This is a genomic window from Ciceribacter sp. RN22 (assembly GCF_024054295.1).
Lineage (GTDB): Bacteria > Pseudomonadota > Alphaproteobacteria > Rhizobiales > Rhizobiaceae > Allorhizobium > Allorhizobium lividum.
On sequence record NZ_JAMXLD010000002.1, the window covers coordinates 138,309 to 159,423 of the forward strand.

The 21,115-nt window shown below is 63.0% G+C and carries 21 protein-coding genes; 17 read left to right on the top strand and 4 right to left on the bottom strand.

From position 1 onward, the window contains the following. Positions 1–35 precede the first annotated feature (35 nt). The 8 genes from nifE to NHF53_RS15815 all read left to right on the top strand — a co-directional run bounded on the left by nifE (position 36) and on the right by NHF53_RS15815 (position 6,061). Complete coding sequence (gene nifE / locus NHF53_RS15780) at positions 36–1,541, top strand: nitrogenase iron-molybdenum cofactor biosynthesis protein NifE (RefSeq protein WP_252835097.1); 1,506 nt, start codon at positions 36–38, stop codon at positions 1,539–1,541. Continuing rightward, the gene (gene nifN / locus NHF53_RS15785; protein ID WP_252835098.1) at positions 1,541–2,923 is read left to right on the top strand and encodes a nitrogenase iron-molybdenum cofactor biosynthesis protein NifN; all 1,383 of its coding nucleotides are present in this window, start codon (positions 1,541–1,543) and stop codon (positions 2,921–2,923) included. The genes nifE and nifN overlap by 1 nt, the downstream gene beginning before the upstream one ends. Beyond that, positions 2,889–3,386 carry a nitrogen fixation protein NifX gene (nifX, locus tag NHF53_RS15790; protein ID WP_252835099.1) on the top strand — a complete coding sequence of 166 codons (498 nt, stop codon included), beginning with the start codon at positions 2,889–2,891 and terminating at the stop codon, positions 3,384–3,386. The genes nifN and nifX overlap by 35 nt, the downstream gene beginning before the upstream one ends. A gap of 11 nt (positions 3,387–3,397) precedes the next feature. Then, a complete protein-coding gene (locus NHF53_RS15795; RefSeq protein ID WP_252835100.1) occupies positions 3,398–3,883 on the top strand; it encodes a NifX-associated nitrogen fixation protein in 486 nt (161 codons plus the stop codon). A 14-nt stretch (positions 3,884–3,897) separates the two neighbouring features. Continuing rightward, a complete protein-coding gene (locus NHF53_RS15800) occupies positions 3,898–4,098 on the top strand; it encodes a CCE_0567 family metalloprotein (RefSeq protein WP_252835101.1) in 201 nt (66 codons plus the stop codon). Then, on the top strand, positions 4,098–4,421 hold the full coding sequence (gene fdxB / locus NHF53_RS15805; RefSeq protein WP_114363460.1) for a ferredoxin III, nif-specific: 324 nt from the start codon (positions 4,098–4,100) through the stop codon (positions 4,419–4,421). The genes NHF53_RS15800 and fdxB overlap by 1 nt, the downstream gene beginning before the upstream one ends. Before the next feature lie 19 nt (positions 4,422–4,440). Then, positions 4,441–5,082: a nitrogen fixation protein NifQ gene (locus NHF53_RS15810; RefSeq protein WP_252835102.1), complete on the top strand. Its 642-nt coding sequence runs from the start codon at positions 4,441–4,443 to the stop codon at positions 5,080–5,082. Positions 5,083–5,254: 172 nt separating this feature from the next. Then, entirely contained in the window at positions 5,255–6,061 is an 807-nt protein-coding gene (locus NHF53_RS15815) for a TOBE domain-containing protein (RefSeq protein ID WP_252835103.1), read from the top strand. A 109-nt stretch (positions 6,062–6,170) separates the two neighbouring features. Here NHF53_RS15815 and NHF53_RS15820 read toward each other — a convergent pair whose 3' ends face one another. The 3 genes from NHF53_RS15820 to NHF53_RS15830 all read right to left on the bottom strand — a co-directional run bounded on the left by NHF53_RS15820 (position 6,171) and on the right by NHF53_RS15830 (position 11,562). Continuing rightward, the gene (locus tag NHF53_RS15820) at positions 6,171–9,413 is read right to left on the bottom strand and encodes an efflux RND transporter permease subunit (RefSeq protein WP_252835104.1); all 3,243 of its coding nucleotides are present in this window, start codon (positions 9,411–9,413) and stop codon (positions 6,171–6,173) included. Between the two features lie 114 nt (positions 9,414–9,527). Then, a complete protein-coding gene (locus NHF53_RS15825) occupies positions 9,528–10,709 on the bottom strand; it encodes an efflux RND transporter periplasmic adaptor subunit (RefSeq protein WP_252835105.1) in 1,182 nt (393 codons plus the stop codon). A 61-nt stretch (positions 10,710–10,770) separates the two neighbouring features. Continuing rightward, positions 10,771–11,562: an alpha/beta hydrolase fold domain-containing protein gene (locus tag NHF53_RS15830; RefSeq protein ID WP_374591217.1), complete on the bottom strand. Its 792-nt coding sequence runs from the start codon at positions 11,560–11,562 to the stop codon at positions 10,771–10,773. Positions 11,563–11,708: 146 nt separating this feature from the next. Here NHF53_RS15830 and NHF53_RS15835 point away from each other — a divergent pair, with 146 nt between their 5' ends. From NHF53_RS15835 to NHF53_RS15845, 3 genes are all read left to right on the top strand, one after another. Continuing rightward, the gene (locus NHF53_RS15835) at positions 11,709–12,656 is read left to right on the top strand and encodes a LysR family transcriptional regulator (RefSeq protein ID WP_252835106.1); all 948 of its coding nucleotides are present in this window, start codon (positions 11,709–11,711) and stop codon (positions 12,654–12,656) included. A 152-nt stretch (positions 12,657–12,808) separates the two neighbouring features. After that, positions 12,809–13,159, top strand: a complete 351-nt coding sequence (locus tag NHF53_RS15840; RefSeq protein ID WP_252835107.1) for an antitoxin Xre/MbcA/ParS toxin-binding domain-containing protein — start codon at positions 12,809–12,811, stop codon at positions 13,157–13,159. Between the two features lie 8 nt (positions 13,160–13,167). Further along, the gene (locus NHF53_RS15845) at positions 13,168–13,665 is read left to right on the top strand and encodes an RES family NAD+ phosphorylase (RefSeq protein ID WP_252835983.1); all 498 of its coding nucleotides are present in this window, start codon (positions 13,168–13,170) and stop codon (positions 13,663–13,665) included. A 13-nt stretch (positions 13,666–13,678) separates the two neighbouring features. Here the strand turns inward: NHF53_RS15845 and NHF53_RS15850 are convergent, their stop codons facing one another. Then, positions 13,679–13,852 (bottom strand): hypothetical protein, encoded by a 174-nt coding sequence (locus tag NHF53_RS15850; protein WP_252835108.1) that lies wholly within the window; start codon positions 13,850–13,852, stop codon positions 13,679–13,681. Between the two features lie 218 nt (positions 13,853–14,070). On the opposite strand from NHF53_RS15850, the gene NHF53_RS15855 reads away from it, so the two are divergent. Genes NHF53_RS15855 through NHF53_RS15880 form a run of 6 tightly spaced genes read left to right on the top strand, consistent with a single transcriptional unit; the run spans position 14,071 to position 21,112 of the window. After that, positions 14,071–14,667: a TetR/AcrR family transcriptional regulator gene (locus NHF53_RS15855; protein ID WP_252835109.1), complete on the top strand. Its 597-nt coding sequence runs from the start codon at positions 14,071–14,073 to the stop codon at positions 14,665–14,667. 29 nt (positions 14,668–14,696) lie between these two features. Then, the gene (locus NHF53_RS15860; RefSeq protein ID WP_252835110.1) at positions 14,697–15,860 is read left to right on the top strand and encodes an isovaleryl-CoA dehydrogenase; all 1,164 of its coding nucleotides are present in this window, start codon (positions 14,697–14,699) and stop codon (positions 15,858–15,860) included. Positions 15,861–15,878: 18 nt separating this feature from the next. Then, on the top strand, positions 15,879–17,477 hold the full coding sequence (locus NHF53_RS15865; protein ID WP_308218668.1) for a carboxyl transferase domain-containing protein: 1,599 nt from the start codon (positions 15,879–15,881) through the stop codon (positions 17,475–17,477). A gap of 8 nt (positions 17,478–17,485) precedes the next feature. Continuing rightward, positions 17,486–19,480 (top strand): acetyl/propionyl/methylcrotonyl-CoA carboxylase subunit alpha, encoded by a 1,995-nt coding sequence (locus tag NHF53_RS15870; protein WP_252835111.1) that lies wholly within the window; start codon positions 17,486–17,488, stop codon positions 19,478–19,480. Beyond that, positions 19,473–20,345, top strand: coding sequence for a hydroxymethylglutaryl-CoA lyase (locus tag NHF53_RS15875; RefSeq protein ID WP_252835112.1), 873 nt, complete (start codon positions 19,473–19,475; stop codon positions 20,343–20,345). Before NHF53_RS15870 ends, NHF53_RS15875 begins: the two co-directional genes overlap by 8 nt. Continuing rightward, on the top strand, positions 20,342–21,112 hold the full coding sequence (locus NHF53_RS15880; protein ID WP_252835113.1) for a crotonase/enoyl-CoA hydratase family protein: 771 nt from the start codon (positions 20,342–20,344) through the stop codon (positions 21,110–21,112). Before NHF53_RS15875 ends, NHF53_RS15880 begins: the two co-directional genes overlap by 4 nt. Positions 21,113–21,115: the final 3 nt, after the last annotated feature.

A 21,115-nucleotide genomic window follows, 5' to 3' on the forward strand; every position in this document is an offset into this window, starting at 1 on the left:
CCAGAACTCTCAACGTTTACGGTGGAGACGGTCAGATGTCGGCATTGAAGGCGAAGATCGAAGATGTGTTCAACGAACCCGGCTGCGACAAGAATCGGGGCAAGGACGACAAGGCCCGCAAGAAGGGTTGCTCCAAGCCGTTGACGCCAGGGGCGGCGGCCGGCGGCTGCGCCTTCGACGGCGCCAAGATCGTGCTGCAGCCGGTGACCGACGTTGCCCATCTCATCCATGCGCCGCTCGCCTGCGAGGGCAACAGCTGGGATAACCGCGGGGCCGCTTCCTCGGGCTCGAGCCTCTGGCGAACCAGCTTCACCACCGATCTCACCGAGCTCGACATCGTCATGGGGCAGGGGGAACGCAAGCTCTTCAGGGCGATCCGCGAGATTGCCGAAACCTTTTCGCCGCCGGCGATCTTCGTCTACTCGACCTGCGTGACCGCGCTGATCGGCGACGATATCGAGACCGTCTGCCGGCGCGCCTCCGAAAAGTTCGGCCTGCCGGTCGTTCCGGTCAACGCGCCCGGCTTCGTCGGTTCGAAGAACCTCGGCAACAAGCTCGCGGGCGAGGCGCTCCTCGACCACGTGATCGGGACGGAGGAGCCAGACGACGCGACCGAGATGGATGTCAACATCCTCGGCGAATTCAATCTCTCCGGCGAGTTCTGGATGGTGAAGCCGCTGCTCGAAAGGCTCGGCATGCGGATCCGCGCCTGCATTCCCGGCGATGCGCGCTACCATGACATCGCGACGGCTCACCGGGCGCGTGCGACGATGATGGTCTGTTCCACCGCGCTCATCAATCTCGCCCGCAAGATGGAGGAGCGCTTCGGTATTCCCTACTTCGAGGGGTCTTTCTACGGAATTTCGGACACGTCGGAGGCCCTGCGCCAGCTTGCCAGTCTGCTGGTTCGAGGCGGTGCCGATCCGGCGTTGGCGGAGCGGACGGAACGCCTGATCGCGGAGGAGGAGGCGATCGCCTGGGCCAGGCTCGAGGCTTTCCGTCCGCGTCTTGCCGGCAAGCGGGTCCTGCTCAACACCGGCGGGGTAAAATCCTGGTCGGTCGTCCATGCCTTGCAGGAAATCGGCATGGAGATCGTCGGAACGTCGGTGAAGAAGTCGACGCCGGAGGACAAGGAGCGCATCAAGCAGTTGCTCAAGGAGGAGAACCACGCCTTCGAGTCCATGGCACCGCGCGATCTCTACGCCATGCTCGCCGAGCATAAGGCCGACATCATGCTCTCCGGCGGCCGCACCCAGTTCATCGCGCTCAAGGCGAAGATGCCATGGCTCGACATCAACCAGGAGCGCCACCATCCCTATGCCGGCTATGACGGCATGGTCGAGCTCGTCCACCAGATCGACGTCGCGATCCACAATCCGGTTTGGGAGACGGTGCGGTTGGCTTCGCCGTGGGACGAGGCGGGCAACCTGGTGCCTTCTCCTGCGGGGGGCAACGGGAGGGAGGAGGCGATGTCTGCAACGCCTGTCCGCGCCTTCCGGAAATTCGTCAACTCCGTCACCGACGAAATGGGAGAGTGCTGATGGCCCGCATTGTACAGCAGAAAAGACAAGTGGCGATCAATCCGCTGAAATCTTCGCAGCCGCTCGGAGCGGCCTTCGCCTATCTCGGCGTCGATCGCGCCATGCCGCTCTTCCACGGCAGCCAGGGTTGCACCTCCTTCGCGCTGGTGCTGTTCGTCCGGCATTTCAAGGAGACGATCCCGTTGCAGACGACGGCAATGGACGAGGTGGCGACGATCCTCGGCGGCGCCGACCACCTGGAAGAGGCAATCCTCAATCTCAAGAGCCGCACCAAGCCGAGTCTCATTGGCGTCTGCACGACTGCGCTGGTGGAGACAAGGGGCGAGGATTTTGCCGGTGACATCGCCGCGATCAGGATGCGCCGGGCAGACGACCTCGGCGACACCGAAATCGTGCTCTCCAGCACGCCGGATTTCGACGGCGCCATCGAGGAAGGCTGGGGGAAGGCGGTAACCTCCATGATCGAGGGGGTCACGCGGCCGGGCGAGCAGCCCCGTGATCCGAAAAAGGTGGCGATCCTTCCCGGCTGGCATCTGACGGTTGCCGACATCGAGCTCATCCGCGAGACCGTCGAAAGTTTCGGTTTGCAGCCTGTCATCCTCCCGGACATTTCCGGCGCGCTCGACGGCACCGTACCGGACCGCTGGATTCCGACCACCTACGGCGGAACGAAGGTGGAGGACATCCGTGCGCTCGGGAACTGTTTCCAGGCGATCGCCGTCGGCGAACACATGCGACCGGCGGCCGAGGCGTTGCAGGCAAGAACCGGCGTGCCCTACGTGCTCTTCCAGCAACTCGTCGGCATGAAGGCGATTGACCGGTTCATCACCATGCTGGCGATGATTTCGGGACATCGTGTGCCGGCGAACGTGCGCCGCCGCCGAGCACAGCTGCAGGACGCACTGCTCGACGGCCACTTCCACTTCGGCGGCAAGAGAATCGCGATCGCCGCCGAGCCGGATCATCTCTACCAGCTCTCGACCTTCTTCACCGGGCTCGGTGCGGAGATCGCCGCGGCCGTGACGACGACGGGCAGCAGCGGGATCCTTGCGAAGGTGCAGGCCGAGACGGTTCAGGTCGGCGATCTCGCCGATCTCGAGGACATGGCTGCGGGTGCGGATCTTCTCGTCACACATTCCCATGGCCGCCAGGCCGCCGAGCGGCTCGGCATACCTCTGATGCGTGTCGGCTTCCCGATCTTCGATCGGCTCGGCAGTCAGCACAGACGCACCGTTCTCTACGAAGGCGCGCGCGACCTGATCTTCGAGGCGGCCAATATCTTCCAGGCCGGCAATCATCAGCCGACGCCGGAGGAGCTCAATCCTTTCCGCAACAGGGAGACTGACAATGACAGCCGTCCGACGTCTTTCACTCGTCACTGACGAGGGGCCGGGACCAGCACCGGAACGCCCCAAAGGCGCTCTGCGCATCGCGATTGCCACCCAGGACATGAAGGGGCTCAATGCCCACTTCGGTTCGGCCAAGTTCTTTGCGATCTACGACGTGACCCCGCAAGGGTCGGCCTTCGTTGAAGCCGTCAGTTTCGGAGAGGTCTCCGACGAGAGCGGCAAGCACAGGACCGAGGGTGACGACAAGATCACGCCAAAGGTCGAGGCGCTCAAGGGGTGTCACCTGCTGTTCTGCCTGGCGATCGGCGGCCCGTCCGCCGCGAAGGTCGTGTCGGCGAAAATCCATCCGATCAAGGTGCCGCAGCCGTCCTCGATGGAGGAAGTCCTGTCGCGCACCCAGTCCATGCTGAAAACCGCACCGCCGCCCTGGCTCCGCAAGGTGCTGGCCGAGGCCGGCGTTTCGACAGCCAAGCCTTCCTTCGACGATGAAGACTGAGGAGAAAGCGCATGTCCACCACCGATACGCTCGAAAAGACCGCTACCGTTACCGATCCGGCCGTCATGACAACACCGTTCATGCAGTGCCTCGTCCGGTTGATGCGCGCGCAGGATACCTATGACGCGTGGGAGGGTCGATCCGACGCATCGATCCTCAATGATTTCATCGTCACGAAAGAGCAGCGCCGGGAAATCCCGATCATCGGGGACCCGGATCCGGATGTGCTGTGGAGGCTGGAAATCTTCTATTCGGCGGTTGGGCTGGCGATCGAGCGGGAGACCGGGCTCATCGCTGCTCCAATGATGAAAATGAGCCACGAGGGTTTCGGGCGGGTGCTCCTCACCGCGGGGCGTCTGGTCGTGGTGACGAAGACCCTGCGCGACGTCCACCGTTTCGGCTTCGAGAACCTCGCAAAGCTCTCTGAAGCCGGCAACAAGCTGGTGCGGGAGGCGGTGGAGATGATCGCCAGGTTCCCCGACGTCGCGAAGTACTGACGGGAGACCAGGCCATGTCGGAACTCGAAGACCTGCAGAAGAAGGTTCGCAAGCTCAATTCCAGAGCCGGTGCCGCGAAGATGGAATTGCATGATCTCGCCGAGGACCTTCCGATCAACTGGACGGAAATCAGGGCCGTCGCCGAGCGCACTCACGCCGTGTTTGCGGAACTCGAGGCGGCGAAGCTCGAACTCGCGGCACTGGAGAAAGCGTGATGGGCAACCCTTTCTCCACCCGTGACGGCTCGGTCTGGATGCCGGAATACCTGACCTCGATCGACGGCAAGACCTGTATCGGCTGCGGTCGCTGCTATAAGGTCTGTTCGCGAGATGTGATGCATCTCTATGGCGTCGACGAGGATGGCGAAGTGCTCGGCCTCTACGACGAGGAGGAAGGCGGCGATTTCGACGGCGAGCTCAACCGCATGATCATGGTCGTCGACAGGGCCGGCGCCTGCATCGGCTGCGGAGCCTGCGCCCGTGTCTGCCCGAAAAACTGCCAGACGCATGTCGCCGCGAGCGAGCTTGCCGCCGCCTGACAAGGAAGGAGAAGCGCGCGTGTTCGCAGATCACTATGCCAGCCTGATCGCCGGCCAGTGGCCCGCGATCGACGAGGGAACCGCGTTCGACCGCCATGCCCTCGCCTGCGTCTTGTCCGTCGCCCGGGAAGAGGGGCTGAGCGGTCGCGCCACGATCGAGGAGGCGACGGGGCTTGGTCCGCGTGAGCTCCTCCACCTCGTCCACCGGCACTTTCCCTGTGTGTCTCCGGAGAGGCTCGGGCTTGGCCCCGACACCGGCGAAGCCGAACGCGGCATGGAAGAGGACCTGCTCCTCGACCTGCTCATGGAGCACGCCGATCCCGGCCTTTCCGACAGCCGCTGGTTTGCCCGCATCGTCGCAAGGCGAGCAATGCGCAATGATCATCTCTGGCAGGATCTCGGGCTCTTCGAACGCGCGGAACTGACGCGTCTGCTCAATCGCCATTTCCCCGAGCTGGCACGCGGCAACACCGACAACATGAAATGGAAGAAGTATTTCTACCGAAAGCTTTGCGAGGCGGAGGGTTACTCGCTCTGCACGGCACCGAGCTGCCGCGAATGCAGCGATTTTGACGCCTGTTTCGGGGACGAGAGCGGCCAAAGTCATCTGGCCCGGCGGAAGAATGGTCACGAGGTGGCTGCTCTCCTGTCCGATAGATGACACGGGGACCTGTCGGGTCTCCGACATTGTCGGAAAGTCTCCGGGCGTGACGTTGCCAAGTGCTTGAAAATACTTGAATGAATGGCTCGGCACGGGGCTTGCATTGAGAGCCTTGTCGGTTTTGCCGACCGATATGAAGCCGAGCTGCATAACGACAACAGAGGAAGCTTTCATGCGTCAGGCGCTGACACCCTTGCTTGATTTCCGGGGCGCCGACGGCCACCGGGCCGGAGAGGATCGCTTCAACCTGTTGGCGGCCATCGACGATACCGGCTCGATCGCGGCGGCTGCGAAGATGGTCGGCCTCAGCTATCGCGCTGCCTGGGATGCGGTCAATTCGCTGAACAACCTCTTTCCCCGCCCCATCGTGATCGCCGCTGCTGGCGGCAGACACGGCGGCGGCGCCTGCGTGACAACAGAGGGCCTGCGCGCGCTGACGGTTCATCGCCTGCTCACAGCCTCGATCGGCGAGATCGTTGCCAATCTCGAAACGACGATTTCCGGCGATCCCTCCGTTTCCTTTCCTGCCCAGTCCCTGCTTTGGAGCCCGATCATGAAAACCAGTGCTCGCAATACTTATCACGGTATCGTCACCTCGGTCGAACACGGGGCGGTCAACGCGGAGGTCGCACTGAAGGTGGCCGAAGACGTTGTGCTGACGGTCATCGTGACCGAGCGCAGCATCGACAACCTCGGCATCGCGCCCGGGGCGGAGGCCTATGCCCTGATCAAGGCGAGCACGCCGATCCTCGTCAGCGAGGACGAGCCGTTGCGGACGTCCGCGCGCAACCGTCTCTCCGGTACTGTGATCTCGGTCGAGAAGGGCGCGGTCAATTCGGAAGTCGTGCTCGATATAGGAAACGGCAAGACGCTCTGCGCGATCGTCACCGACGACAGTGCGGAGGATCTGGAGATACGGCCCGGCAAGCGACTTGGTGCCCTGATCAAGGCATCACAGATCATTCTGGCGATGGGGTGACGGCGGGAGAGCACCGGGGTGCTGGGGCGACGGGGGATGTCCGTGAATGTGACATCACGCGTGCAGCAGTGCTGCACGCGTGATGCTCGGTCAAATGTCCTCTTCCGTCTTACATGGCTTCGGCGGGCTGGGGCCGCGAAGGTGTACCGTCGTTTGCGGCATCCACTGATCCATGCGGGGGCTGCTGAAGGAAATCGGGATGGATCTCGTGGTGAACGAGGGCCCGATTGCCGGTCAGCCTGCGGACGAGAACATAGAAGACCGGTGTCATGAAGATGCCGAAGAAGGTCACGCCGATCATGCCGGAGAAGACGGCAACGCCCATCGCCGCGCGCATTTCGGCACCGGCGCCCGTCGATACCACCAACGGAACCACGCCCATGATGAAGGCCATCGACGTCATCAGGATCGGTCGAAGCCTGAGTCGGCTCGCTTCGATCGCCGCCTGCACCGGCGTCCGCCCATGCAACTCCAGTTCGCGGGCGAATTCCACGATCAGGATCGCGTTCTTCGCCGACAACCCGACCAGCACGACAAGACCGATCTGCGTGAAGATGTTGTTGTCTCCATCGGTGAGCCACACGCCGGTCAGGGCTGCGAGGATACCCATCGGCACGATCATAATGATCGCGATCGGCAGGGTCAGGCTCTCATACTGGGCTGCGAGCACCAGGAAGACGAGGAGCAGTGCGAGCGGAAACACGACGACGCTCGAATTGCCGGCGAGGATTTCCTGGTACGTCAGGTCCGTCCATTCGAAATTTATGCCCTGGGGGACGGTCTCCCTGACGATCTTTTCGATCGCCGCCTGCGCCTGACCCGAGGAGAAGCCCGGTGCCGGACCGCCGTTGATGTCGGCGGCAAGGAAGCCGTTGTAGCGGGTCGTGCGCTCAGGTCCCGTCGTTTCTTCGACCTTGAGCAAGGCCGACAGGGGGATCATCTCGCCTGATCGCGATCGAACCTTCAGCGCTCCGATATCCGCGGCCTCGGCACGGAAGCTTGCGTCTGCCTGGACGCGCACACTGTAGGTTCGCCCGAAGGCGTTGAAGTCATTCACATAGAGAGAGCCGAGATAGATCTGCAGCGTCTCGAAAATGTCGGTGACAGCCACGCCGAGCTGCTCGGCCTTGGCGCGATCGACGTCTGCGTACAGCTGCGGAACGTTGATCTGGAAGCTGGAGAAGATCCCCGCCAGTTCCGGCGTCTGGTAGGCCTTGGCAAGGACCGACTTTGCCGCCTCGTCGAGCGCCTGATAGCCGTAGCCCGCCCGATCCTCGATCTGCAGTTTGAAGCCGCCCGTCTGGCCGAGGCCGTTGACCGGCGGGGGCGGGAACATGGCGATGAAGGCGTCCTGGATTCCGGCATATTTCTGGTTCAGTGCCATGGCGATGGCGCCTCCCGACAAATCGGGGGTCTTGCGATTTTCGAAGTCGTCGAGAACCGCGAAGACGATGCCAGCATTGGAGCCGATGGTAAAGCCGTTGATCGAAAGGCCCGGGAAGGCGATCGCATGTTCGACCCCCGGCTGTTCGAGCGCGATGTCGCTCATCTTTCGGATCACCTGTTCCGTGCGGTCGAGGGTAGCGCCGTCTGGAAGTTGGGCGAAGCCGATCAGATATTGCTTGTCCTGCGCCGGCACGAAGCCTCCCGGCACGGTGGTAAACATGCTGTAGGTCGCACCGACGAGGGCCAGATAGATGACCATGACGAGGCTCTTGCGCGACAAAAGCCCGCCGACCGAGCGGCCGTAACCGTTGGAGGCGGCCCCGAAGGCACGGTTGAAGCCGCGGAAGAACCAGCCGAAGAGCCCGTCCATGATCCGGGTCAGCCGATCCTTCGGCGCGTGATGATCCTTCAGAAGAAGGGCCGAAAGCGCAGGAGACAAGGTCAGCGAATTGATGGCGGAGATGACCGTCGAAATGGCGATCGTCAGTGCGAACTGCCGGTAGAACTGTCCCGACAGGCCGGTGATGAAGGCCAGCGGCACGAAGACCGCCACCAGCACCAGCGCGATCGCGATAATGGGGCCCGACACCTCGCGCATGGCTCGGTAGGTCGCCTCGCGCGGTGATAGCCCGTTCTCGATGTTTCGCTCGACATTCTCGACGACCACGATTGCGTCATCGACGACGATGCCGATGGCCAGCACCAGGCCGAACAGTGTCAGGGCGTTGATCGAAAAGCCGAAGGCGTACATCACCGCGAAGGTGCCGATGATCGATACCGGGACGGCGATCAGTGGAATGATCGACGCCCGCCATGTCTGAAGGAAGAGGATGACCACGAGGACGACCAGCCCGACGGCTTCGAGCAGGGTTTCGACGACCTTCTCTATGGAGGCACGGACGAACTTCGTCGTGTCGTAGACGATCTCGTATCGCACCCCTTGCGGCATGGCCAGTTGCAGCTGTTCCATGGTTGCACGGACATTGTCGGCAATCTCGATCGCGTTCGAGCCCGGTGCCTGGAGCACTGCGACAGCGACGGCGGGTTTGCCGTCGAGAAGCGAACGCAAGGTGTAGTCGGCGGCGCCGAGTTCGATGCGGGCGACGTCGCGCAGGCGTGTGATCTCGCCGTTCTCGCCGCTCTTGACGATGATGTTGCCGAATTCCTCCGGCGTCTGCAGACGGCCCCGCGCATTGACATTGAGCTGCAGGCCGGTGCCGGGCACGCTCGGCGATGCGCCAATGATGCCGGCCGCCGCCTGGACGTTCTGGCCGCGGATTGCGTTGGTGATGTCACTTGCCGCCAGCGAGTGCTCCGCCGCCTTCTGCGGGTCGACCCATATCCGCATGGAATAGTCGCCCGCTCCGAAGACCTGGACCTGGCCGGCGCCCTCGATCCGCGCCAAGCGATCCTTCACGTTCAATGTCGCATAGTTGCGCAGATAGGTGATGTCGTAGTTGGCGTCGTCGGACACGAGGTTGACGACCATGATGAAGTCGGGTGAGCTCTTGACCGTCGTCAGGCCGAGTGCGCGTACCTCCGCCGGCAGGCGGGGCTCGGCCTGGGCGACGCGGTTCTGGACGAGTTGCTGGGCCTTGTCCGGGTCCGTTCCGAGTTTGAAGGTGACGGTGACGGTCAGCACACCATCGGACGTAGCCTGGCTCGACATATAGAGCATGTCTTCGACGCCGTTGATCTGTTCCTCGAGCGGCGTGGCCACGGTTTCGGCGATAACGGTCGGGTTCGCGCCGGGATAGCTGGCGCGCACGATGATGGAGGGGGGCACGACTTCCGGATATTCGGAAATCGGGAGAGAGCGCACGCCGATCAGGCCGGCGACGAGGATCAGGATAGACAGGACGGCTGCAAAGACCGGCCGATCGACGAAGAAGCGGGATATATTCATGGCGGGATCTCCGGCATTGCGCCGCAAACAGAGCGGCGGGGCGTCTCCGGTCGTGCGGGCCGGAGACGGGATCGAACCGATAGTTGGGGAGCGGCGGGGTCGCCGTTCTCGTCTTTACTGGCTGGCGACCTTGGACTCGTCCTCGGGTGCGACCGCCATCCCCGGCCGGATTCTCTGCAGGCCGTTGACGATCACCCGCTCGCCGGGGGCGATACCGGCTTCCACGATCCGGTCTCCGTCCACGCTGGCGCCGAGCTGCACCGGACGGTAGGTGGCGACGTTGTCGTCTCCGACCACCATCACGAACTTCTTGTCCTGATCCGTTCCGATTGCGCGTTCGCTGACCAGCAGATGGTCTTCGGGCGTGGGCTCCCCCACCCGGATGCGGACGAACTGGCCGGGGATCAGACTGCCGTCCTTGTTGTCGAAGATGGCCCGGACCCGAATGGTGCCGCTTGACCTGTCGACTTCGTTGTCGACAAGCTGCAGCTTGCCTCGGATCGGGTTCGCATCGTCGGTCGAGGCGGTGATCTCGACGGGAACCCGATCGAGGGCCGGCATGCCGTCGTTGCGTGGTAGTCGGGACAGCAGCCGGGTGACGAGTTCCTCATCGGCGCTGAAGCTCGCATAGATCGGGTCGACGGACACGATCGTGGTCAGCTCGGGAGACGTGGAGCCCGCCGAGACGAGGTTGCCCTGCGTAACCTCGAGCCGGCCGATTCGTCCCGAAATCGGGGCACGAAGCTCGGTGTATCCGAGGTCGAGGCGAGAAATCTTCAGTGAAGCCTCGGCAGCTCGCAGCGTCGCTTCCGCCTGGGCGAGTTCGCTCTCGCGCTGGGCGAGTTCGCTTTGCGATATCGTCCTGTTCGCCGAAAGCGTCTTGCCGCGCTGGTACTCGACCTCGGCGAGCTCGAGGCGAGCGCGTGCAGACGTGACCTGGCTTTCCGCCTGGGTGACGGCCGCTTCGTAGGGCGCCGGATCGATGGTCACCAGGAGATCACCCGCCTTGACCATGCTGCCCTCGCGGAAGTGCACCGATTGGATGGCACCGGCCACGCGTGGACGGATCAGCACGCGGTCGACCGCCTCGAGGCGGCCGGAAAACTGTTGCCAGGTGGTGACACTCCGCGGCTTCAATGTGGTTACGGTAACGGGAACAGCGGGCGGCGCGGCCTGTTCGGCGGGCGCGGCGTTGGCGCCCGTCGGCATATCGAGATGGACGGTTGCTGCGATTGCCGACAAAACGACGGCCGTGCCGGCAGCCCAGAGGGCCCAGCGGGTCTTCTTCACGGTCATGACTTGCTCTCCTTGGTTCCCTTGGGGGGAGGAACCGTCAGGTGGACTAAATGCGTCTATTTCAATGCGTTACTTCACCAGAGAAGGCGGCGAACGCATCGCGTACCGCGTCGAGCCACGCGCCTTCCTCATTCCGGTAGATGCCCGTCCAACCGGAGCCGGACGGCAGAACTTTCAAATGCACCCGAACGCCTGCGGCGGAGAGGCGTTTCGAGTAGGCCGACACCTCGTCGTGCAAGGGGTCGTCTTCAGCAGTCATCAGGAGCGCCGGTGCGACTCCTGCAAGTCTCGAACACAGACACGGCGCCGCGTACGGGTGCATCATGTATCTCGCGGAATGCAGATACCGGCTCCAACCCTCCGACCAGCGCCCGCGCATTCCGATCCGGTCGGCATCGCGGATCGAGCCGCTCGCCATCAGCGGATCAATCATCGGGGAAAGCAGGATCTGCCCGCGAAGTTCGCCCGACATTTGGTCTCGCGCCTTCAGCGCAAGCCCTGCTGCGACGTTGCCGCCGGCTTCATCGCCGGCGATAAACAAAGTCGACTTTGAGCTGCCGTATTGACGGCGGCACTTGCGAATGCCGGTGAGCACCGTGAAAGCCCGATCGAGCGCACCCGGAAAGGTGTTTTCCTGCCAGCCGCCGAGATCGACCTCCATGACGATCGCGCCAGCTGCGGCAAGGGCACGCGCCACCGGGGCTTCCTCGGCGGGTGCCGCCCGACGTTGAAAGGCGCCACCTGCCAGGTAGAGGACGATCGCCGGTTCCCTGGTGTGTGCGCCGCGATCGTAAATCCGGACGGACGTTGCCTCCGACGGATCGAATGCAATTTCCTGCCAGTGTGCAGACATCACAACTTTTCCTGTTCCGGTGTTGAAACGCTCTTGCTGCGAAGTTGCATTGGAATAGTATTATTCGATAATCGACACACAAGCATGCTGATTTCGTAAACACTATTCCAAAATCGCGGATAATCGCGAAGTGCGAGGACAAGCAGATGGATCAGCTTTCCGCAATGCGGGTATTCGTGCGTGTGGTGGAGATGGGCAACTTCACCCGTGCCGCGGCATCGCTCAACATGCCGAAGACGACGGTGACCAATCTCGTACAGTCGCTCGAGGCACGCCTTTCGACCAAGCTCCTGAACAGGACGACGCGTCGGGTGATGGTGACCACAGACGGTGCACTCTATTACGAGCGGGCACTGCAGATCATCGGCGACGTGGATGAACTGGACAACAGCCTGTCGACCTCGCAGGCGCAGCCGTCGGGTCGGCTGAGGATCGAGATGGCGGGCATTTTTGCCGATTTGATCGTGCTGCCCGGCATGTGTGACTTCCATAGCCAGTTTCCGCAGATCCAGCTCGATATCGGCGTCGGGGACCGCCTCGTCGACTATATCGCCGAGAATGTGGACTGCGCGCTCCGTGGGGGAACGCCGGCCGACCAGTCGCTGATCGCCCGCAAGGTCGGGGAACTCAGGCTGCACTGCTATGCTGCCCCGCGCTACCTGGAGCGCTTCGGGCATCCGCAACATCCCGAAGATCTCGCCACTTCCCATTACTGCGTCGGTTATCTGCATGCCTCGTCGGGACGCGTCTGGACGATGGACTTCACCCGCGGGGAGGAATTCTGCCAGGTGGACCCGCGCTATATCATCTCGGTCAACGACAGCAGGACCTATCTGAACGCGGCGGTTTCAGGCCTCGGCGTCGTGCAGTCCGCGCCCTTTTTCGTCAAGGATGCGCTCGCAAAGGGCGAACTGGTGCCGATCCTGACCGACTGGCAATGTGAGCGGCTGCCGCTCTACATCGTCTATCCGCGCACGCGTCACTTGAGCAACAAGGTGCGGGTGTTCATCGACTGGCTCGTTCGGCAGTTGCAGGTGATCGACAGGATTCCCTTCGACCTCGACGTTACGGATTTCCAGCGCAAGGCGTCGTAGGCTTCGCCTGACGGCTCTGGCCCGGTTGCTTTACCGAGGATGTCCGGAACGGGCGGTTGGTTCCGCCACATCTGACGCGGAGTTGAATGGCGCAATATACGACGCTATATAACGTCAATATAAGTGGGATACTCGAAAGGAAGGCCGTCGCCATGGGTCTCGCCCAATATGCCGAAAAGGGTCTTTTCGCTCCGCAAAAGATCGCCGAGGCTTTTCACACGACCAGTATGGAAATCGCGCGCACAGCGGGTCTCGGCAAGGATGCGGTTCAGCGCAAGGAGCGCATCCGCTCCGACAAGACACAACGGCGATTGCGTGAAATGATCGAGATCGTCAACAAGGTTGAGCCGCGTTTTGGTTCGGCACTGATGGCCTTCGCCTGGTACAGATCGGAGCCGCTCCCCGGATTTTCCGGGTTCACCGCCATGCAACTCGTGCGCGGCGGGCGGGCGGATGAGGTGCTTGACTATATCGACGCCGTCGACGCCGGCGTCCACGCGTGACGAAGCCTATGCGCTTCGAGGGGAAGCTCTATAGGGCCCTCAACCCCGTCTATGCGCATGAGCCATTGTCCGGCCGGGGTGCCGAACTCTACGGCGGACGTTTCAATCCCAAGGGAATGCCGGCACTCTATATGTCCCTGTCGATAATGACGGCCGTACGGGAGGCCAATCAGGTCGGCAATCTGCAACCGACGACCTTGGTTTGCTACGAGGCGGAGATCGACGCCGTCTTCGATACACGTGACGCGGGAGCGCTCGCGGCAGAGGGCATGGATGCTTCAAGCCTTGCGGATATGAGCTGGCGCGATCAGATGAAGCGCGGCGGAGAGGCAAGAACGCAGACTCTTGCGCGGCGGCTTCTCATCCGCGGCTTTCAGGGTTTGCTGACGCAAAGCTTTGCACCCGGCGCACAGGCCGATGATCTCAACATCGTCCTCTGGAGCTGGGGAGCCTCGGCTCCGTCGAGACTTCTCGTCATAGACGACGAGAATCGGCTGTCACGTTGACTTGCGCAGGACCTCAGCGCTCGGACGCCTCGTCCGGCTGCCGTCGCTCCGTGCGGCGTGTCTTCTCGGCTTTCGCCTCGCTGAGCGCCAGACCGATGAGATGGGCGAGACGTTCCTCCTTCTGCAGCTTTGTCAGATCGAGCAGCGTCGCAAGCTCGTTGGCGATATAGTCGATCTGTTTCGTCATTCCCTTCCCCCTTCTTTCCGGAGGTGCTCCGCCGCGCACCTGCTGATACCGGCGATGCATACCAGAGATTGCATGGAGTTTCCATTCTCAATTGACGTCGAAGGCTGGGCGGCCATTTCAACTCGGCCGGTTGCCTCTTCGGCGGCGCGGCCGTCTTGACGGGCGATATAGTCCTCAGTTAAAGAAATGAACGTTCATTCAATTATGGAGGCGAGGCCGTGGCACGTCGGGCCGGCTCGGCGGGTGAGAAGACCGCAGCGGCGATCCGCAAGCAAAGCCTCAGGCTCTTTGCCCAACACGGCTATGACGCCGTCTCCATGCGCATGATCGCGGATGCCGTCGGCGTGCAGCCCGGCGCGCTCTACCAGTATTTCCCGACCAAGCAGCAGATCCTCGTGACACTGATGCGCGAGCACATGGAGGAACTTCTGGCGTCGTTGAAGGCCGAGGGGATCGAAGGCGAGCCACCGGCGGCGGCACTCGAACATTTTGCACGCTTCCATATCCGCTATCACCTGACGCGCGCCGACGAGGTTTTCATTTCCTATATGGAACTTCGCGCGCTGGAACCTGCCGGGTTCAGGGAAATCGAGAGCTTGCGCAAAGCCTACGAGAGCGAGCTGAAGACGATCCTCGTTCGCGGAAGCGAGCGTGGCCTATTCCGGATCGAGGACTCCCATGTCTGCGCGATGGCGATCATCGCCATGCTGACGGGGGTCAACACCTGGTACCGCAGCGGCGGAAGGCTTTCGGAGAAGAAGATCGAGGAAATCTACGCGGAAATGGTGCTGCGCAGCGTCGGCTGCGCGCACTGATATTTGTTGTTTTCTGTTGGGAGGCGGGAATGTTCAACAACACGATGAGATTTGGTTTTGACGAGGAGACGGAGGCGCTTCGCGACACGGTTCATCGCTTCGCCCAGGAGCGCGTGAAGCCGATGGCTGCGGAGATCGACCGCAGCAACGCCTTTCCGAACGAGCTCTGGCGGGAAATGGGCGATCTCGGATTGCTGGGTGTCACCGTTCCGGAGGAATATGGCGGGGTCGGACTGACCTATCTTGCCCACACGATCGTGGTCGAGGAATTGGCGCGGGCTTCGGCCTCCGTCTCGCTCTCCTATGGCGCCCATTCCAATCTCTGCGTCAACCAGATCAAGCTCAACGGTACGGAGAAGCAGAAACGGAAATATCTGCCGAAGCTTGTTTCCGGAGAACATGTCGGCGCGCTTGCCATGTCGGAGGCAGGCGCGGGTTCCGATGTCGTGTCCATGAAATTGCGCGCCGAGAAACGCAACGACTGCTATCTCCTGAATGGCACGAAGTACTGGATCACCAACGGTCCGGATGCCGATACGCTGGTCGTCTATGCCAAGACGGACCCTGAGGCCGGCTCGAAGGGAATCACGGCCTTCATCATCGAGAAGACCATGCGAGGTTTTTCGACGTCCAGGCATTTCGACAAGCTCGGCATGCGCGGATCGAACACAGCCGAGCTGATCTTCGAGGACGTCGAGGTGCCGTTCGAGAATGTGCTGGGCTCGGAGGGTCGAGGCGTCAATGTGCTGATGTCCGGCCTCGATTACGAGCGCGTCGTCCTCTCGGGGATCGGTTGTGGCATCATGGCGGCCTGTCTCGACGAGATCATGCCCTACATGGTCAGCCGCAAGCAGTTCGGCCAGTCGATCGGCGACTTCCAGCTGATGCAGGGCAAGATCGCCGACATGTACACGAAGATGAATTCCGCCCGCGCATACGTCTATGCCGTCGCTGCCGCTTGCGACCGTGGCGAGGTCACGCGACAGGATGCGGCGGCCTGCGTTCTCTACGCTTCCGAGATGGCGATGGAGGTCGCCCACCAGGCTGTTCAGGCGATGGGTGGGGCCGGCTACCTCAATGACAGTGCGGTCAGCCGGATTTTCCGCGACGCCAAGCTCATGGAAATCGGTGCCGGCACCTCGGAAATCCGCCGGATGCTGATCGGCCGTGAGATGATGAATGCGATGCGCTGAGGCGGGGAGGGTCTACAAATGACGATCATTGGCACGCCGCTTACCCCCGAAGCCGAGGCCAATCGCGCTGCAATGCTCGCCCAGCGAGACACCATCGAGGCGGAGGCCCTGCGCATCATGGCCGGGGGGACTGAGTCTGCGCGCGATCGCCACGTCAAGCGCGGAAAGCTGTTGCCGCGCGACCGGGTGGCGGGACTCCTCGACGTTGGCTCACCCTTTCTGGAGATCGGGCTTTTTGCGGCGACAGGTGTTTACGACGAGGACATTTCGGCGGCGGGCCTGATCGCCGGCATCGGCCGTATCGAAGGCCGGGACTGCATGATCGTCTGCAATGATGCCACCGTCAAAGGCGGTACCTACTATCCGCTGACGGTCAAGAAGCACCTGCGTGCGCAGGAGATCGCCGAGGAAAACCGTCTGCCCTGTCTCTATCTTGTCGACTCGGGTGGAGCCAACCTCCCGAACCAGGATGAGGTTTTTCCCGATCGCGATCATTTCGGCCGGATCTTCTACAATCAGGCGCGGATGAGCGCGAAGGGGATCGCGCAGATCGCCGTCGTCATGGGCTCATGCACGGCAGGCGGGGCCTATGTTCCGGCCATGTGCGACCAGGCCATCATCGTCAAGAACCAGGGGACGATCTTTCTGGCCGGCCCGCCGCTGGTGAAGGAGGCGACCGGCGAGGTCATCGATGCCGAGACGCTCGGCGGCGGCGACACCCATACGCGTCTTTCCGGTGTCGCCGACTATCTTGCCGACAACGATGATCATGCGCTGGCGCTCGCCCGCCAGATCGTCCGGAATCTCGGGCCGGCACCGCAGCCAGCCATCGCGCTCGGTCGGCCTCGCACTCCCCTCTACCCGGCCTCCGAGATCATGGGTCTCGTGCCGGCCGATCCGAAGTTGCCCTATGATGTCCGTGACGTGATTGCTCGCATCGTCGACGGCTCGGACTTCGACGAGTTCAAGCCGCGCTACGGCACGACACTGGTCACCGGCTTCGCCCATGTCGACGGCGTACCGGTCGGCATCATCGCCAACAACGGCGTCCTGTTTTCCGAAAGCGCGCTCAAGGGCGCCCATTTCATCGAGCTCTGCTGCCAGCGCAAGATCCCGCTTCTCTTCCTGCAGAACATCACCGGCTTCATGGTGGGCTCGAAATACGAGGCGGGCGGCATCGCCAAGGACGGTGCGAAACTGGTGACCGCGGTCTCGACCGCCGCCGTGCCGAAAGTGACGGTGATCATCGGCGGCTCCTATGGCGCCGGCAACTACGGCATGTGCGGCCGCGCCTTCGGGCCGCGCTTCGTCTGGATGTGGCCGAACGCCCGGATCGCCGTCATGGGAGGGCCACAGGCGGCGGGCGTATTGGCCAATGTCAGGCGCGCCGGCATCGAAGCGCGAGGTGGCACGTGGTCAGAAGAGGATGAGGCCGAATTCAGGCGGCCGACGCTCGAGCTGTTCGAGCGCCAGTCGGCGCCCCTCTATGCCTCCGCACGGCTCTGGGACGACGGCATCATCGACCCGGAAAAGACCCGCGACGTCGTGGCCCTTTCTCTCCGGGCCGCACTCAACGCGCCGATCGAAGAGACGAAATTCGGCCTGTTCAGGATGTGAGGCGAGCCATGTTCTCGAAGATTCTTATCGCCAACCGTGGTGAAATCGCCGTCCGCATCATCAAGACGGCGAGACGACTCGGGATCAGAACCGTCGCCGTCTATTCGCGGGTCGACCGCGACGCATTGCATGTCGCGCTCGCCGACGAGGCGGTGTTCCTCGGAGCCGCACCGGCGACCGAAAGCTATCTCGACATCGGCAAGGTCGTCGCGGCAGCCCTTGCCAGCGGCGCCGAAGCGATCCATCCCGGCTATGGGTTCTTGTCGGAAAACCCGGATTTTGTCGATGCAGTGGGGAAGGCAAGCCTTACCTTCATCGGTCCCGACGCCGCCTCGATCCGCGCGATGGGCCTGAAGGACGCCGCCAAACGATTGATGGAGGAAGCAGGCGTTCCGGTGGTGCCCGGCTATCACGGTGACAATCAGGACGCAGCCTTCCTGAAGCTCGAAGCCGGCAAGATTGGCTACCCCGTGCTGATCAAGGCGTCCGCGGGCGGCGGCGGCAAGGGGATGCGGCGCGTCAACGCGGAGGATGATTTCGACGTCGCGCTTCAGAGCTGCCGTCGCGAGGCGAAGTCCGCCTTTGGGGATGAGCGTGTTCTGATTGAGAAGTACATCTCCTCGCCACGCCACATCGAGGTGCAGGTCTTCGGTGACGGGCAGGGCAACGTCGTTCATCTGTTCGAGCGCGACTGTTCGCTGCAACGGCGGCACCAGAAGGTGGTCGAGGAAGCGCCGGCACCGGGCATGACGGATGCCGTGCGGGCTGCGATGGTCGAGGCTGCGGTCTCCGTCGCGAAAGCCGTCGCTTACAGAGGCGCGGGCACCGTCGAGTTCATCGCCGATGGTTCGGGGCCGCTCCGGCAGGACGGCTTCTGGTTCATGGAGATGAACACGCGCCTGCAGGTGGAGCATCCCGTGACCGAGATGGTGACCGGCTTCGACCTGATCGAGTGGCAATTGCGCGTGGCGGCGGGTGAGCCGCTGCCGGTGCAACAGGACGAGATCCGGCTTCTCGGCCACGCGGCCGAGGCGCGTCTCTATGCCGAAGATCCGGCGAACGGCTTCCTGCCGCAGGCGGGCCGGATCGATCACCTGGAGTTCGGGAGCGGCGAGGGCATCCGCGTCGATGCCGGCGTTCGCGCCGGCGATCAGGTCTCGCCCTATTACGACCCGATGATCGCCAAGGTGATCGCACACGGCAAGTCGCGCGACGAGGCGATCGACCGGCTGAAGAATGCGCTCGACGGCACGCACATCACCGGACTCACCAGTAATCGAGACTTTCTGCGCGCGCTTTGCAGGGACGAGATCTTCCGGCAGGGACGCATGGATACCGGTCTCATCGAGCGGAGCATGGACAGTCTCGTTGCACGGCCCGACGTGCCGGAAGAGGCCATCCTGATCGCAGCGCTTGCGGCCTCCGGTCTCGATCCGAGCGGACCGCATTGCGGCTTCAGGCTCTGGGGTGAGGTCAGTCATCGCGTGGCCATGCACGCGGGCGAAGAGATCATCGAACGGCGCATCGTTTCGGGCGGCGGACGTGTCCGGCTCTCGGGTGGTAACGAGGAGGTCCTGCTCGAGGAAATCGCCTTCGACGGTCGGACCTTCTCGGCTCGTCTGGTCCGCGAGAACGGCAGCGATCGTGTGCTCGCCCGCCTTGTCGTCGACGTCCATGGCGGCGAGCGACGCATCTCCGTCTTGCTCGACGGCGAGACGTACGCCTTCGAGAGGCCGGACCCGTTGGAAGGCGAGGATGCCGCGCACCACCACTCCGGCGAGATCCTGGCACCGATGACGGGCATCGTCCGCCTCGTCGACGTCGGGGCGGGCGTTGCCGTGAAGGCTGGCGACAGGCTGGTCGTCATGGAGGCGATGAAGATGGAATATACGCTGAGGAGCCCGCGCGACGGCCTCGTCGACGCCGTCTTCTGCATCGAAGGCGGGCAGGCGGAAGGTGGAGCCGTTCTCATCCGGATCACCGAGGAGAGGCTCGATGGCTGAGTTTGTCACGGTTTACGAAGTCGGTCCGCGCGACGGATTGCAGAACGAGAAGGAGATCATTCCGGTCGAGGACAAGATCGCGTTGGTCGACCGCCTCTCCGAGGCCGGCTTCCGAAAGATCGAGGTCACGAGCTTCGTCTCGCCGAAATGGGTGCCGCAGCTCGCGGATGCCGCCGAGGTGCTGGCCGGCATCTTGCGCCGGCCGGGCGTCGTCTACAGCGCGCTGACGCCAAACCTCAAGGGGTTGGAGGCGGCGCTCGCCGTAAAGGTTGACGAAGTCGCGATCTTCGCCTCCGCATCCGAAACGTTCAGCCGGAAGAACATCAACTGTTCCATCGCCGAAAGCTTCGAGCGTTTTGCGCCCGTCACGGAGGCGGCGAAGGCGGCCGGTGTTCCGGTGCGCGGCTATGTCTCCTGCGTCGTCGCCTGTCCCTATGAAGGCCCCGTTGCGCCGGAGGCCGTTCGTCCGGTCGCCGAGCGCCTGATCACGCTCGGTTGTCACGAGATTTCGCTCGGTGACACGATCGGCGCGGGCACGCCGGATACGATCTCCGCCATGCTGGACGAAGTCTTGCGATCGGTGCCGGCCGTCAAACTGGCCGGTCATTTCCACGATACCGGCAACCGTGCGCTCGCCAATGTCGAAATCGCTCTCGACTACGGGCTGAGAACATTCGATTCCGCCGTCGGCGGGCTCGGCGGCTGCCCGTATGCGCCGGGCGCCAAGGGCAATGTCGCAACCGGACCGCTTGTGGACTTGCTCGAACGTCGCGGGTTTGAGACCGGGATCGATCCGGAGAAACTGAAGCGCGCCGAGGCTTTCATCAAGGGACGGATCGGGCGTCTCGCAGGGAGAAACGCATGACGGAATTCGAAACCATCCTGATCGAAACTGATGAACGGGGCATCGCTTGCCTGACGCTGAACCGCCCCGACAAGCACAATGCGCTGAACGCCCGGATGATCGGCGAACTCACGAAAGCCGCGGAAATCCTCGGTGCGGATGAAAGCGTCCGTGCCGTCGTGCTCGCCGGCAACGGGGCGAGCTTCTGCGCCGGCGGCGATCTCGGCTGGATGCGGGAGCAGCGGGACAAGGACCGCGCCGGCAAGATGCAGAACAGTCGGGCGCTCTCGGCGATGTTCGCTGCCCTCAATGCCCTGCCGAAGCCGCTGATCGGTCGGGTCCATAGCGATGCCTATGGCGGCGGCGTCGGCCTGATGGCGGTCTGCGACATCGTCATTTCGGTGGACACCGCCCGTTTCGCGCTCACCGAGACTCGGCTGGGCCTCATCCCGGCAACGATCGGCCCCTTCGTGGTCCGCCGCATCGGCGAGGGCTACGCCCGGCAGATCTTCTTTACGGCCAAACCGTTCGATGCCACCTTCGCATTGAAATGTGGCCTCGTTTCGACCGTGAGCGAAGCGGAAAGGCTGGATGCCTGCGTGGAGGCTGAAGTCGCAGCCATCCTGAAGACCCGACCGGGCGCCGTCGCGGCGGCAAAGGCGCTCTGCCTCGAACTCGGCGGTCAGAGCCTCTCCGGGCTCTTCGAGCGCACGGCTGCACTGCTCGCGGACCGGTGGGAGAGCGCAGAAGCCGCGGAAGGCATCGAGGCCTTTCTCGCGAGACGGTAGGGG

What these genes read in the sequence shown, in the direction of transcription:
- nifX (WP_252835099.1), top strand. Translation starts at nt 2,889, where the DNA reads ATGACAGCCGTCCGACGTCTTTCACTCGTCACTGACGAGGGGCCGGGA.
- NHF53_RS15865 (WP_308218668.1), top strand. Translation starts at nt 15,879, where the DNA reads ATGACGATCATTGGCACGCCGCTTACCCCCGAAGCCGAGGCCAATCGC.
- NHF53_RS15870 (WP_252835111.1), top strand. Translation starts at nt 17,486, where the DNA reads ATGTTCTCGAAGATTCTTATCGCCAACCGTGGTGAAATCGCCGTCCGC.
- NHF53_RS15815 (WP_252835103.1), top strand. Translation starts at nt 5,255, where the DNA reads ATGCGTCAGGCGCTGACACCCTTGCTTGATTTCCGGGGCGCCGACGGC.
- NHF53_RS15825 (WP_252835105.1), bottom strand. Translation starts at nt 10,709, where the DNA reads ATGACCGTGAAGAAGACCCGCTGGGCCCTCTGGGCTGCCGGCACGGCC.
- NHF53_RS15795 (WP_252835100.1), top strand. Translation starts at nt 3,398, where the DNA reads ATGTCCACCACCGATACGCTCGAAAAGACCGCTACCGTTACCGATCCG.
- fdxB (WP_114363460.1), top strand. Translation starts at nt 4,098, where the DNA reads ATGGGCAACCCTTTCTCCACCCGTGACGGCTCGGTCTGGATGCCGGAA.
- NHF53_RS15830 (WP_374591217.1), bottom strand. Translation starts at nt 11,562, where the DNA reads ATGTCTGCACACTGGCAGGAAATTGCATTCGATCCGTCGGAGGCAACG.
- nifE (WP_252835097.1), top strand. Translation starts at nt 36, where the DNA reads ATGTCGGCATTGAAGGCGAAGATCGAAGATGTGTTCAACGAACCCGGC.
- NHF53_RS15860 (WP_252835110.1), top strand. Translation starts at nt 14,697, where the DNA reads ATGTTCAACAACACGATGAGATTTGGTTTTGACGAGGAGACGGAGGCG.
- nifN (WP_252835098.1), top strand. Translation starts at nt 1,541, where the DNA reads ATGGCCCGCATTGTACAGCAGAAAAGACAAGTGGCGATCAATCCGCTG.
- NHF53_RS15835 (WP_252835106.1), top strand. Translation starts at nt 11,709, where the DNA reads ATGGATCAGCTTTCCGCAATGCGGGTATTCGTGCGTGTGGTGGAGATG.
- NHF53_RS15850 (WP_252835108.1), bottom strand. Translation starts at nt 13,852, where the DNA reads ATGACGAAACAGATCGACTATATCGCCAACGAGCTTGCGACGCTGCTC.
- NHF53_RS15875 (WP_252835112.1), top strand. Translation starts at nt 19,473, where the DNA reads ATGGCTGAGTTTGTCACGGTTTACGAAGTCGGTCCGCGCGACGGATTG.
- NHF53_RS15845 (WP_252835983.1), top strand. Translation starts at nt 13,168, where the DNA reads ATGCGCTTCGAGGGGAAGCTCTATAGGGCCCTCAACCCCGTCTATGCG.
- NHF53_RS15800 (WP_252835101.1), top strand. Translation starts at nt 3,898, where the DNA reads ATGTCGGAACTCGAAGACCTGCAGAAGAAGGTTCGCAAGCTCAATTCC.
- NHF53_RS15820 (WP_252835104.1), bottom strand. Translation starts at nt 9,413, where the DNA reads ATGAATATATCCCGCTTCTTCGTCGATCGGCCGGTCTTTGCAGCCGTC.
- NHF53_RS15840 (WP_252835107.1), top strand. Translation starts at nt 12,809, where the DNA reads ATGGGTCTCGCCCAATATGCCGAAAAGGGTCTTTTCGCTCCGCAAAAG.
- NHF53_RS15880 (WP_252835113.1), top strand. Translation starts at nt 20,342, where the DNA reads ATGACGGAATTCGAAACCATCCTGATCGAAACTGATGAACGGGGCATC.